At 40.7% G+C, this 14,443-nt stretch carries 10 protein-coding genes; 9 read left to right on the forward strand and 1 reads right to left on the reverse strand.

The genetic code is table 11. From position 1 onward, the window contains the following. From DW862_RS21940 to DW862_RS21960, 5 genes are all read left to right on the forward strand, one after another. Nucleotides 1–270 (forward strand): glycoside hydrolase family 125 protein (locus DW862_RS21940; protein ID WP_120070404.1); only part of this gene is annotated, 270 nt, incomplete at its 5' end. Nucleotides 271–414: 144 nt separating this feature from the next. Then, nucleotides 415–1,545, forward strand: coding sequence for an aldose epimerase family protein (locus DW862_RS21945; RefSeq protein WP_004305220.1), 1,131 nt, complete (start codon nt 415–417; stop codon nt 1,543–1,545). A 103-nt stretch (nt 1,546–1,648) separates the two neighbouring features. Next, complete coding sequence (locus DW862_RS21950; RefSeq protein WP_120070406.1) at nt 1,649–3,070, forward strand: retropepsin-like aspartic protease; 1,422 nt, start codon at nt 1,649–1,651, stop codon at nt 3,068–3,070. Nucleotides 3,071–3,107: 37 nt separating this feature from the next. Beyond that, nucleotides 3,108–5,162, forward strand: coding sequence for a beta-L-arabinofuranosidase domain-containing protein (locus DW862_RS21955; RefSeq protein WP_120070408.1), 2,055 nt, complete (start codon nt 3,108–3,110; stop codon nt 5,160–5,162). 26 nt (nt 5,163–5,188) lie between these two features. After that, the gene (locus DW862_RS21960; RefSeq protein ID WP_120070410.1) at nt 5,189–6,277 is read left to right on the forward strand and encodes an acyltransferase; all 1,089 of its coding nucleotides are present in this window, start codon (nt 5,189–5,191) and stop codon (nt 6,275–6,277) included. A gap of 231 nt (nt 6,278–6,508) precedes the next feature. On the opposite strand, the gene DW862_RS21965 is transcribed toward DW862_RS21960, so the two are convergent. Beyond that, nucleotides 6,509–7,852: a VapE domain-containing protein gene (locus DW862_RS21965; RefSeq protein WP_087322825.1), complete on the reverse strand. Its 1,344-nt coding sequence runs from the start codon at nt 7,850–7,852 to the stop codon at nt 6,509–6,511. 333 nt (nt 7,853–8,185) lie between these two features. Here DW862_RS21965 and DW862_RS21970 point away from each other — a divergent pair, with 333 nt between their 5' ends. The 4 genes from DW862_RS21970 (at nt 8,186) to DW862_RS21985 (ending at nt 14,433) form a co-directional block, all read left to right on the forward strand. Further along, complete coding sequence (locus DW862_RS21970) at nt 8,186–8,821, forward strand: HU family DNA-binding protein (RefSeq protein WP_120070412.1); 636 nt, start codon at nt 8,186–8,188, stop codon at nt 8,819–8,821. 304 nt (nt 8,822–9,125) lie between these two features. Then, a complete protein-coding gene (locus tag DW862_RS21975; protein ID WP_241149828.1) occupies nt 9,126–9,698 on the forward strand; it encodes an RNA polymerase sigma factor in 573 nt (190 codons plus the stop codon). Nucleotides 9,699–9,794: 96 nt separating this feature from the next. Continuing rightward, on the forward strand, nt 9,795–10,904 hold the full coding sequence (locus DW862_RS21980) for a FecR family protein (protein WP_087323734.1): 1,110 nt from the start codon (nt 9,795–9,797) through the stop codon (nt 10,902–10,904). Nucleotides 10,905–11,040: 136 nt separating this feature from the next. Continuing rightward, nucleotides 11,041–14,433, forward strand: a complete 3,393-nt coding sequence (locus DW862_RS21985) for a TonB-dependent receptor (RefSeq protein WP_087323732.1) — start codon at nt 11,041–11,043, stop codon at nt 14,431–14,433. Nucleotides 14,434–14,443: the final 10 nt, after the last annotated feature.

Raw genomic sequence — 14,443 nt, forward strand, 5'->3', positions numbered from 1 at the left:
GGCGGACCGCATATCGGTTACGATATGGTGTGGCCGATGAGTATTATGATGAAAGCCTTCACAAGTCAGAATGATGCCGAAATCAAGACCTGTATCAAGATGTTGATGGACACGGATGCCGGTACCGGTTTTATGCACGAATCTTTCCATAAGGATAATCCGAAGAAATTTACTCGTGCATGGTTTGCCTGGCAGAATACTCTTTTCGGTGAGTTGATTTTGAAGCTGGTTAATGAAGGAAAGGTAGATTTATTGAATAGTATACAGTAATATGCTGACATAGTAAATTGAACGCGGATAACGCGGATGATGCGGCTCTTTTTCTGATGCAAAATTAGAAAAAACGCGTTATCCGCGTCGTCTGCATCTAAATATGAATAGCTGAAAACTAATATTAAAAAAAACAATTGTATCATGAAAAAGTTATGTGTATGGGCAGTTGCCGCCCTTTTAATGGCAGCTTGTACTCCGAAAGCTGAAAAGGCTACAGATTCCGGTTTATTGCAGAGTAAATTCCAGACAGAAGTAGATGGAAAGAAGACTGATTTGTTCACTCTCCGTAACAAGAACAACATGGAAGTTTGTATAACGAACTTCGGTGGACGTATTGTTTCAGTGATGGTTCCCGATAAAGACGGACAGATGCGTGATGTTGTTCTCGGTTTCGATTCTATTCAGGACTATATCAGCAAGCCTTCGGATTTCGGTGCGACTATCGGACGTTATGCCAATCGTATCAATCAGGGACAGTTCACCTTGGATGGGGTAGAATATCAGCTTCCCCGCAATAACTACGGTCATTGTCTGCACGGCGGACCGCAAGGATTCCAATACCGGGTGTTTGATGCAGAATTGTTGAATCCGCAGGAATTGCAGTTGACTTACCGTGCAGAAGACGGTGAAGAAGGTTTTCCGGGAAACATCACTTGTAAAGTATTGATGAAACTGACGGACGATAATGCCATCGATATTCAATACGAAGCGGAAACAGACAAACCGACGATTGTAAATATGACCAACCACTCTTATTTTAACCTTGAAGGTGATGCCGGCAACAACTCCGGTCATTTGTTGATGGTGGATGCGGACTATTATACTCCGGTGGACAGTACTTTCATGACGACTGGCGAGATTGTTCCGGTAGAAGGAACTCCGATGGATTTCCGCACCCCGACTCCGGTAGGCGAACGTATCAACGACTATGATTTCGTACAGCTGAAAAATGGCAATGGTTACGATCACAACTGGGTATTAAACACGAAAGGCGACGTAACCCGTAAATGTGCTTCTTTGAAATCACCGAAGACTGGTATCGTACTCGACGTATATACTAACGAACCGGGTATTCAAGTATATGCAGGTAACTTCCTCGATGGTTCGCTGACCGGAAAGAAAGGCATTACTTACAACCAACGCGCTTCCGTATGTCTCGAAACACAGAAATATCCGGATACTCCGAACAAACCGGAATGGCCGTCGGCTGTACTTCGTCCGGGCGAAAAGTATACAAGCCAATGTATCTTCAAATTCTCTGTAGACAAATAATGGATTTATGAATGAGCTCCCTGCTCTCGGTTGCGGGAGTAGCGGAGCTTGATAAGTCTGTTATCAGACTGCTTTTGGCGGAAGGTGAAAATAGAAATAAATTATGAAATATTGGAAAACATATTATATCACCTGTTTTATTTTTGTGCTGATTCCACTTACATTGTACGGGCAGGAGAATGTTGAACAGTTGCAGAAACTGGACAAGTTAATGTTTAGCGGAAGATATTTTGAATCAAAGGAATTGTACGAGAATCTATCAGAGACAACGACAATCCCTTCTGATTTAGAGTTATACTATAAATTTCGAATGGCGCAGTTTTTAAACAAGACAGACAGTGTCGCTTACTATTTAGAGCAGTTTATACCTCACCATTATGCAACTTTTGGGGAGAAAACACTTGTTTTTTATTCTAATTTGTTTGATGCGTACATAGAACTAGGGGATACGGATAAGGCATTGGATACTTATCTGCAGATGAAACGAATTTGGAATGAAAGTCTTACAAAGACAAATATAGGTGGAAAAGAATATGAGGAATGGCGAACTGCTACAGAGAATTTCTTATCCTATGCTGAAAATGCAGTGAATCTGCCTCCTATAAAAATGAAACGGAACGAAACGTCTTCTTTTGTTGATATAGAAGAAGGTGATAAGTCTGTTTTCCAGGCAAAATATAATGGAATATCACAGAACACTATCTTTGATACAGGGGTGGGACCCTACTGTATCCTAAGTAGAAAGTTGGCGGATGGGATGGGCTTTAGATATGACAGCATTGACGAGAATAAAGTAACGATCAATGAGAACTTGATTTCTGTCCGGAGTATCATTGATTCTATTGAAGTTGGAAATATAACTTTTTACAATATTCCAGCCTTCATTTACTCGGACACCGCGAGTGTTCCATTTGTATCCGGTTTATCAATTAAGAGAAGAAAGAAGAGGAAGAAGGCTCATACTGTTGTAGATTCGGTGCGTACATTGTTTACGGATTGTGTGTTTCTTGGACTGCCGGTAATGAAATTGATAGGGAAGATACAGACTGATTACGAACATAACAGAATGTGTTTCCCCGTCTCTGTGCCCAATGCTCACCTTCCTAAAGCCCCCAATGTTTATGCATACAAATACGATTTGTATATGCGTATAAAACTTAATGGAACTGATTTTACGGCTCATCTGGATACGGGTTCTGATGAATATATTACAGTAGATTCTGCATTTTACGAGAAACATCAGAAAGAACTGCTGATTGGTTCTACCAGTAAAAAGAATACATTCGGGGTAGCTATGCTGCATCAGGCACGGGCGATCACATATAAAACGTTAAAAGATCCTGCAATAATATTTGATGATAAATTAATGCAGCCTCCTGGTCCGGAAGCTGTAAAGACATATCCTCTTGGCCAAATAGTTCCCGGTATATTCTTTGATGGAGTTATAGGCAATGGCTTTTATCGGAGAATAGGAAAGAAAGTGCTGCTGGACCTTGACAATATGCGTCTTGAAGCAGTGCAATGAGAGTTGAAATAATCTAAATGAGAATAGAATAGACGAAATGAAGAAAAATAAAACTAAAGGACTTTTTGCTTCGATAGTGCTTGGAGTGGCGGTTACAGCTTGTGCGTCTGCTTCTTCTAGTGGTACGGTGACGGTAGTGGACCGACCGGACATACAGTCCGTCAATACCAATTATATCGGGTATCGCGTTCCGCTTCGACCGTTGAATTTTATAAAGTTGCCGGTAGGTAGTATTCAGCCTGAAGGCTGGGTGAAGAAGTATCTGGAGTTGCAACGCGACGGTCTGACCGGACACTTGGGAGAAATCAGCGCTTGGCTGGAAAAGGATAATAATGCCTGGTTGACAACCGGTGGCGATCACGGTTGGGAGGAAGTTCCTTACTGGCTCAAAGGATATGGCAATCTAGCATATATCCTGAATGACCCGAAGATGATTGAAGAAACCAAATATTGGATTGAAGGTGTATTTGCCAGTCGCCAGCCGGATGGCTATTTCGGTCCGGTCAATGAACGTAACGGCAAACGCGAACTTTGGGCACAGATGATTATGCTCTGGTGTCTGCAATCTTATTATGAGTATTCTCAAGATCAGCGTGTCATTGACCTGATGACGAATTACTTCAAGTGGCAGATGACTGTTCCCGATGACCAACTTCTGGAAGATTATTGGGAGAAAAGCCGTGGCGGTGATAACATCATCAGTATCTACTGGCTTTACAACCATACTGGGGATGCTTTCCTACTCGAATTAGCCGAGAAGATTCACCGTAACACAGCCGACTGGACAAAATCTACCTCTTTACCTAACTGGCACAATGTAAATATCGCCCAATGTTTCCGTGAACCTGCCACTTATTATATGCAGACCGGAGATTCAGCGATGCTGAAAGCCTCTTATAATGTCCATCATCTGATACGGCGTACTTTTGGACAGGTTCCCGGAGGTATGTTCGGTGCAGATGAAAATGCTCGTCTGGGATATATCGATCCCCGACAGGGAGTGGAAACCTGCGGCTTGGTAGAACAAATGGCTTCCGATGAAATCATGCTTTGTATGACAGGAGATCCCATGTGGGCGGAACACTGTGAAGAAGTAGCGTTCAACTCTTATCCGGCTGCCGTGATGCCGGACTTCAAGGCATTGCGTTATATCACTTGTCCGAACCATGCTGTCAGTGATTCGAAGAATCATCATCCGGGCATTGACAATCGTGGCCCGTTCCTTTCGATGAATCCTTTCAGCAGTCGTTGCTGCCAACACAATCATGCACAGGGCTGGCCTTACTTCACCGAACATCTGGTACTGGCAACTCCCGACAACGGAGTAGCAACAGCTATTTATGCAGCTTGCAAAGCTACAGTGAAGGTGGGTGACGGCAAGGAAATCACTCTTCACGAAGAGACAAATTATCCTTTTGAAGAAGACATTGCCTTCACTGTTTCTACCGGTGAAAAGGTTGCTTTCCCATTTTATCTTCGTATTCCTTCATGGACTCAAAAGGCGGAAGCGCGGGTGAATGGCAAGAAGGTAAGTGCAGCTCCTGTAGCGGGAAAATATCTTTGCATCAATCGCGAGTGGGCGAATGGTGATCGTGTGGAATTGACTCTTCCGATGTCTTTGTCTATGCGTACCTGGCAGGTTAATAAAAACAGCGTAAGCGTAGATTACGGACCTTTGACTTTGTCTCTTAAGATTGCAGAGAAATATGTAGAGAAAGACAGTCGCGAGACTGCTATCGGTGATTCAAAATGGCAGAAAGGTGCTGATTCGAAAAAATGGCCTACTACTGAAATCTATCCGGATAGCCCCTGGAATTATTCGTTGGTATTGGATAAGAAAGAACCTTTGAAAAATTTCAAGGTCATCCGTAAATCCTGGCCGGCTGACAACTATCCTTTCACAGTAACCAGTGTACCTTTAGAAGTAAAAGCTATCGGTCGTCCGGTTCCTGAATGGAAGATAGACGAAACAGGACTGTGTGGCGTATTGCCGGAAGAAGATGCGGTGAAAGGTGATAAAGAAGAAATAACATTGATTCCTATGGGTGCGGCACGGTTGAGAATCTCTGCGTTCCCGAACACAAAAGAATAAATTAATAACTAGAAAACTTAGAATAAATGAAACGTATTGTTTTTTTAGATTACATCCGTGTGTTTGCATGCTTTCTCGTCATCCTTGTTCATGCCAGTGAGAATTTCTATGGTGCTCCCGGATCTACTGATATGGCAGGTCCGCAGTCTTTTCTAGCGAATGAAGCAGACCGGCTATGGGTATCAGTATACGATGGCTTTTCACGTATGGCAGTACCTCTGTTCATGATAGTCTCTGCCTTCCTGCTTGCACCGATGAAGGAAGAGCAGTCTATGTGGCAATTCTATCGCCAGCGTTGTCTTCGCATCCTTCCACCGTTTTTCATATTCATGCTACTGTACAGCACTCTACCTATGTTGTGGGGACAGATAGACGGAGAAACATCTATGAAGGACTTGTCGCGGATATTCCTGAATTTCCCGACGCTAGCCGGACACTTGTGGTTTATGTATCCTCTGATAAGCCTTTATTTGTTTATCCCAATTATATCCCCATGGTTGAGAAAAGCCACGGCTAAAGAAGAACGTTTCTTTATAGGGCTGTTCGTGTTGTCAACCTGTATGCCTTATCTCAATCGTTGGTGCGGTGAAGTGTGGGGACAATGTTTCTGGAATGAATACCACATGTTGTGGTACTTCTCCGGTTATCTGGGCTATCTTGTTCTAGCGCATTACATTCGTGTACACCTTACCTGGAACCGTTCCAAACGTTTCATTATAGGAACCATTTTAATGGTGATCGGTGCTGTATGGACTATTTATTCATTCTATGTGCAGGCTATACCCGGCGAACTCCATTCCACACCTGTAATAGAAATAGGATGGGCTTTCTGTACCATTAACTGTGTGCTTCTCACAACGGGTACATTCCTTATGTTTACATGTATCAAACGTCCGCAAGCTCCCAAGTTGGTGACGGAAACATCGAAACTTAGCTATGGCATGTATCTTATGCACATATTCTGGCTCGGACTGTGGGTGACTGTGTTCAAAGATACATTGGCGCTTCCCACTGTTGTCGCTATACCATGTATCGCAGTGGTTACGTTTATCTGTTGTTTTGTAACAACTAAGATCATTTCGTTTATACCGGGCAGTAAATGGATAGTAGGATAAATATCCGGAAACAAAGTAGCATATACTACTGACTTCAAGCAGATGATCCTAGGCTATAAACAGTAAGATTTTGAATAGATAACCAAGTTATTCCTGATTTTCTATTCAAAATCTTACTGTTTATAGCTTATTTTCCTCTTAATATCCTCTTTCTCTTTTCACCTCTTTCACTCCTTTGTAAACACTTCTTTACCAGTTTTTTACGGGTGAACCCTCCCTCTGTTTGGAGCTTTATGCCGCTTTCATCGGTTTCACCAAATATACATTCCCATATTTGGTATGTTTGCGGGTGACCCCTGCCGCAAGCAAAACTTGCGCGAACGTAGCCGGATTACTTCCACGCATGGCAGCGGGGTTATACATCTTCAGTCTCCTGAATATGTCCGAAGCCGAGAGCCGTTCGCTTCCCTCTTCATTATCTTTAGCAATCCGGAAGCAGGCATGAAAGACTTCCTCTGCCGGACACGGATGATAAAAAGCAGCATTGTGGCGTTGCAGTTCCCGTTCCTCTTCTTTTGTGAACCAATAGCGGATGCCGGAGAGTAGTTCAGCTTTCAGTTGGGCATAGATCTGATCGTGCATGATACCTTCGCAATCGATCAGATGTTCTGCTTCAATGCAGATGAATCGCCGGCTACCGGTGGGATCGGTGAGCAAGTCAAAACGGTTGCTTGTACCGATGAAAGAAGCGATGCGCGGCAAGTTGCGGAAATTCTTTTGATAAGCTTTGCAGATATTCAGGTTTGCCATTTGCATCAGATTCTTCAATAATGGCATTTGCTGCGTTCCGTATTTGTCAAATTCATCCATGTTCAGAAGTCCCATTTCGGCAAGTAACCTTTCGGGTTTTCCTTGTGCAGACAGTTTCAGGTTGTCCATGTAATAACGTGACAGTGCCGGCGGCATCAGTGCCTTGCAAAATGTGGATTTTTGTCGTCCCTGCTCGCTGCTGACAAGTATGGGGGCTACGCTGTTGGCATGTATTCCCGTCATGCCTAACCATTGGGCGGTGAGTCCCAGCATCCAGGTATGGAAGCTTTTTATCCAGAGCTGATTGTCAGAGACACGCTGCGCCAAAGCTTCCAGTCTGTCTGTCCCATCCCAGCCGGGCAGTTCCTCCATGTAAAGCCGGAAAGGATGGTATTCAGGAATACAAGTGGAATAAATGTAACGGCTCAAGTCTTTATCCCAGCAGGATATGCCCTGGTCGTGTGCTTCCATGCAGAAAGTGTTCAGTTCCCGCTTACTTACAGGTTCGAAAGGAACGGCACGCTTGTTGGCAGGACGATATTCCGTTTCTTCCGTCAATAGGTTGTAACGAAAATCATACTGTTTTTGCAGGAATGTACGTACCTCTTGGGTTAATCGGACCGGTTGTTTTCGTTCTGTCTCTTTCTCTTTTCCAGTAGGCGGTACAGTGTCCGGCAGGGGAATGGTATATTTATCTTCATGACATTTTAGCGTTTTCTGTAGCTCTTTTTCTGTTTTCTCAACTGCATCTTCTTTGTTTTCCTTCATTTGAAACAATTTTAGTTCCTTCAATACCTGTCTCCATATCAATGTTATTGCATTCATTATTTTTTCTATTTTTAAGTGATTAAAATCGGTTTATTGTTCAGCGCTGATACTGCGAATGTACTATAGGATGATATCGGTTTGCAAGTATTTCTCCGGAAAAAATATAAATTTCTACTTGACTGAAGAAGGCGGCTTCTTATCGTCCTTTTCTCTATTTTTTATCGTATCTTTGACGAAGAGTTATTGTTGATTCACTTTCGTGGTCCAATTAAATGACAAGAGTGATTTAATTGGATAACGAGTGTGATTTAAATGAACCACGGTAGTGGTTTGATAATAAACTTAAAGTTTTTACATGAAATATATTCACTATCAAAACGTTAACGACTAATGGCTATACTTTACGATTGGTATGAGAATCCCGGTGAGTCCGATGATTCGGAAGAGAAAGGTTTGCATCCCCGCATTTTTTTGAATGGTAAGGTGGGAACGGATAAACTGTGCCGGATGATTCACGGACGCAGTTCGCTTTCTGTAGGTGATGTAAAAAATGCGTTCGAGATGCTTGCCCAAATTTGTGGTGAAGAACTACGTGAAGGACGCGAGGTACATATCGAGGGGCTAGGCTATTTTGCCCCTATTTTGAGGAGCACGCAAAAGGTGACCCGCAGTACTAAAAACAAATGGTCGAAGATGGAACTGAAAACAATCGGTTTCCGTCCGGATGCCCGCCTGCGGGGTGAATTAGTAGGTGTCAAAGCCAGCCGGAGTAAGTATGCGCGCCATTCGGAATCTTTGTCGGCAGTGGAGATAGATATGCGGCTGAAGGAATATTTCGCCGATCATGACGTAATGCTTCGTTATGATTTTCAGGAAGTATGCTGCATGACACGGCCTACGGCGAATCGTCATCTCCGGCGATTGCTGGAAGAAGGTAAATTGCGAAATATCGGCAAACGAATGCAGCCGATTTATGTGGCTGCAGCGGGTTATTACGGGGTGTCTCGTGATGTGCTCCGGCGGTAAATGGAAACTTTGAGTAAGCGTCGATTTGAAGTGTGTCGGTGAAAGTGGTGAAAGCGTGATAGAATGGCTTTTGCATGGTCGCTTTCACCCGCTTTCCTGCTCTGGACGGAGGTTTCGGGAAGAAGGTGAAAGTGGTAGGCTGTAGGTATTTCGTATGATAATATAGGGCCTTTTTGTCTTTCAGTAGAAATATAGAGGCAGATTAATGATGTAAATATACTTTTTAATTATATTTGCAGTGAATAATTAATTTGCTAATACTATATCTCTTATTTTTCAGATGCAATATACCTCATATCAAAATGTGAAAGATGCGGCTTTATGGAATCTTGTATTGAAAGGTGATATGAAAGCTTTGTCTTTCTTGTATAAGAAACATTACGAATTATTACTTAACTTTGGCCTTAAATATACTTCAGACGAGGAATTTGTAAAGGATTGCATTCAGGATCTTTTTGTGAAACTTTGTACTAGTAAGCGATTGTCATCGACGGAGTATGTACGTTCTTATCTTTTAACTTCTTTGAAAAATGTTATATCTGATAAATTGTCATCATTGAGACTGACGGAAGATTTGAATGAACATTTCTTTGAACTGAAAATAGAAGATACTGCTTTAGAATCCCTTTTTAAAGGTAATGATGAAGAACTTCAATTAAGCAAAAAATTGATAGACGCTTACAAAAGTCTGCCTGAGAACCAGCGGGTGGCAATCTATCTTCGTTATGTCAAAGGATTGTCCTATAAAGAAATGGCAGCTGTCTTGAACATAAATCCCCAGTCTTCCATGAATTTGGTTTCTCGTGCATTAACCAGTTTACGGTCAAAAATGACTTTAGATGAGTATTTACTATTTATTATTTTATTCTTTTCCTGACTATATTGCTCTTTTTTTATAAATTCTCTATTTTTTTTCGGAAAAAGTGAGTAGACATTTACATTATTGTCGTTTTAAAGATAAAGACGATGAAAAATGGAGAAAAGAAAGTTTAAAGTACACCACCATGTTGCACGAAAATTGATCGAGCACGCCAGAGAGCAGGAGAGACATGTCACTCCTGAAGAACTGGACGACTTGTGGAGACATGTAGAAGAACAAGTATTCATAGAGAAAAGAAAGAACTCACGACGCCATATCCTGTATGTCACCACGGCTTTATCGGCTGCAGTAATCTTCTTCTGCATATTCTGGTTAGGCAAACAATTTATTCCTTTTTATGCAGATGATGATTCGATTGCAGACTTTGCAAAATATGCACAAGTCGAAGAAGCTACCAACAAGGATATTCTATTACTGATACCAGGTAAGACAGATGTAGTAGTAAAAGATACAGATGTAAATATCATTTATTCACATAATGGAACTGTGGTGGTCAATTCTGATACGATTGATCAGAGGAAAACACTGGAGAAAGAAAGAGAATTCAATCAATTGATAATACCAAAAGGAAAGAGAACCCGATTGACTTTGGCTGACGGGACACATTTGTGGGCAAATTCAGGGACACGTGTCGTTTATCCCAGTCATTTTGAGAAGAATCGCCGTGAGATTTATGTTGAAGGAGAAGTCTATCTCGACGTCTTTCGTAATGAGAGTGCTCCTTTTATAGTTAAGACCAAAGATTTTCAGGTACAAGTATTGGGTACAGTGTTTAATGTGTCGGCATATCCGTCGGAAGGAATGTCATCTGTGGTATTAGTTAAAGGAAGTGTGAATGTTAAGAATTATGAGAAAGAACAAGTGAAGCTTGCTCCGGGACAATTAGTCAATATCCACACTGGGCAACTGAATACTCCTAAAAATGTAGATATAGAACCCTATGTATGTTGGGTGAAAAATATGCTGATGTATACGGACGAACCATTGGACAGGGTATTTAAAAAGCTAAATTTGTATTATGGCAGAGAATTTATTCTGGAACTGGAAGTTAAAGAAATGTTGGTTTCTGGTAAATTGGACTTAAAAGAAAAATTGGAAGACGTCTTACATACTATATCATTTTCCGCTCCCATTTATTATGAAAAATTTGATGATAAAATATATGTGAGAAAGGAGCGTATGATAAATAAACTTAATTATTAACCTTATTATTACACCTGTTTTTTATGAGAAATAAAGACCCGTAAAAAATAGCTGAATGATAGTGCACAATCATTCAGCTATAATAAAATCGAAACAATGTTCAAGATTGTTTAATTTTTTAATTCGTTGCTAATATATGAAAAATAACAATACAGACTTTTCTGCGAGGACGAAAATATCTCGCATATTATTTCTTTTTAGTTTTTGCTTTCTTTTTTTGCAATCTTACTCAGCAAATATAGAAACATATAATCAGGAGAAAACTTTTACATTTGAAATGTGGAATAAGCCCGTAAAAGAGGTGCTAAACTATATAGAGAAGAATAGCCAATTTATATTCTTTTACTATAATAATACGATTGACATAAAACGAAATGTAAGTTTATCTGTGAAAGATAAACCTATTACGTTCGTTTTGGATCAATTATTTAAAGGGATGGATGTCCGGTATGAGATAAAAGATCGTCAAATCTCTTTAAAGAAGAATGAAGGCCAACAGTATCCACAGAGTAAAAAACAACAGAAACGTAAATTGATAGGTACAGTTATGGATGCTTCAACTGACGATCTTTTGGTAGGGGTCAGTATCTCTGTTAAAGGAACACCGGGCGTAGGCACAATAACAGATTTGGAAGGTAAGTTTTCGATAGAAGTTTCAAATAATACAGAATTAGAGTTTTCTTATATAGGCTATAAGAAACAAACATTAATGGTAGGTGATTTAGGTGTTTTGAATGTGAAGATGGCATCCGATAATGAAATGTTAAGTGAAGTGGTCGTTGTTGGAGCCGGAACACAAAAGAAAATATCTGTAACGGGTTCCATAACTTCAGTGAAGGGGGAAGGACTACGTAGTCCTTCATCAACTTTAACGAATAACTTTGCAGGAAAACTCGCAGGGGTGGTTGCCGTCACTAAAACCGGAGAACCGGGGGCTGCTTCTGAATTTTATATTCGTGGTGTCAGTACTTTCGGAGGACGTGCTACTCCTCTTATCTTGATGGATGGGGTGGAAATATCTTCCGGTGATTTAAACCGTATACCTTCGGAATCTATTGAAAGTTTTTCGATATTGAAAGATGCTTCAGCCACTGCTATTTATGGAGCACGCGGAGCTAATGGTGTCATGCTTGTCACTACTAAGAACGGTGCGGAAAACTCCAAGGCTACAATTAATGTTTCATTTGAAAATTCATTTATGCAACCAACAAAGATGGTGGATTATGTCGATGGAGCTACTTGGATGGAGATTTATAATGAGGCTTTATTGACGCGTACTCCTGGTGCTAGCCCAAAATACTCCAAAGATGTAATTGATTTAACACGTTCACATACTTCTCCTTATTTGGCACCGGATGTAAATTGGCGTGATGTGATGTTTAAAGATATGACAATGAATCAAAGGGCGAATGTCAATGTTTCCGGCGGTGGATCGCGTGTAACATATTATTTGAGTTTGCAAGCTAATCACGATACAGGTATGTTGGACATACCCAAAACTTATTCTTTTGATAATAATATCAATCGATGGGATTATATATTTCAGAATAATATTGCTTACAAACTGACTTCTACCACTAAAGTAGGGCTAAGGATGAATGCTCAGATTGGGCAACACAAAGGGCCTGGATATTCCGTTTCAGACTTATTTAAATATGCTTATTATGCCAATCCCATAACATTTCCGGCTACTTATCCAAGTCAGGAAGGTGATACGCATATTCGTTTCGGCAATGCTTGGCTTACACAGGGAGAAAGGACGTATCTTAACCCATATGCGAAGATGATGGAGTCGTTCAAGGAAGAAAATTATAGTACCTTAAATACAACCTTGAATATCGAGCAGGATTTGGGATTTGTAACCGAGGGACTCTCTGTTAAAGCATTGATAAATTTTAAAAGTTATGCAGCTTCCGACTACACGCGTACAATGGAGCCGTTTTACTATTTAGCAAAGATGAGTTCAACAGAAGATAATCTGCAGTTGGAGCGTATAGGTAATAGTGGACAGGAATATATTCAGGAAGGCGAAATTCAAAAAGCAAATGACAATACGTTTTATCTGGATGCTAGAATTGATTATTCACGTACTTTTGGACAGAAGCATTCAGTGTCGGGGATGTTGATGTATATGCAGCGTGAATATCGTAATGGAACTATACCCAATCGTAATCAAGGCTTTTCCGGTCGTTTTACCTATGATTATAAACACAAATATTTGGTGGAGGTGAATTTTGGCTATAATGGCACGGAGCGTTTGGGGAAGAATGATCGTTTTGAGTTTTTTCCGGCTATGTCATTAGGATGGGTTGCCAGTGGTGAGGATTTTTGGAAACCAATTGAAAAATATGTCAACTATTTTAAGATTCGCGGTTCGTATGGATTAGTAGGTAGTGATGAAACTGGCCTCCAGGCAAATCCTGCTGCTGCGCACTTTTTGTATTTGGATGAAGTCAATTTGACAGGTAGCGGGGGATACCATACTGGTTATCTCGGTAATATTGGAGGAGATTATAAAGGGCCTGTGATCAACTCGTACGCAGTGACGAATGCAGGATGGGAACGAGTGAAGAAACTGGATATTGGTGTAGATCTGGAACTGTTCAATCAAGTGAATCTGACCTTTGATTATTTTTATGATAAAAGGTATAATATCCTAATGAGACGTGCTTCATGGCCGGTAATTATGGGGTATCAGAATGCTGTTCCTTGGAGTAATATAGGTGCGGTTGATAATATGGGGTGTGAATTTAGTATCAATTGGCGTAAGGAACTTTTTAAGGAATTTATAATTGATATGCGTGGTAATCTTACTTATAATAAAAACAAATATATATATAAAGATGAGCCAAACTATCCTTATGTATGGAAGTCGGATACTGGAAGACCGTTAAGTACGACGAAGGGATATATTGCAGAAGGTTTATTCGCCAGCCAGGAGGAAATTAATGTAAGCCCGACACAGAGTTTGGGCAGTACGGTTATGCCGGGTGATATAAAATATCGTGATGTGAATGGTGATGGACTCATAACTGAAGACGATATGGTGGTATTGTCTGATTATGGAAATATTCCCCGGATCCAATATGGTTTGGGAGTGAACATTACTTATAAAAAGTTTGATTTCGGAGTGTTTTTTAATGGTTCTGCCCAACGTACTATAATGATAAATGGTATTTCTCCATTCTTTTCGGATATGTCATATGGTGAACGCAACTTAATGTCTTTCATCGCTAAAGATTATTGGTCTGAAAGAAACCCAAATCCGAATGCGGCTTATCCGAGACTGGGAATCCAAAACAGTCAGATTGAAAATAATATGAAAGCTAGTTCATATTGGATGCGTAATGGAAATTTTATTCGTTTCAAGACACTGGAATTGGGATATACTTTTCCTCACTGTCGTATCTACTTAAGTGGCGATAATTTGGCCGTATGGAGTCCGTTTAAGTTATGGGATCCGGAGTTGGGCTATGATTCCTATCCTTTGTCCCGTACTTTTAATGTGGGAGTTCAATTGAAATTCTAATATTGTAAAA

The organism is Bacteroides sp. AM37-9, from assembly GCF_003603455.1.
Lineage (GTDB): Bacteria > Bacteroidota > Bacteroidia > Bacteroidales > Bacteroidaceae > Bacteroides > Bacteroides xylanisolvens.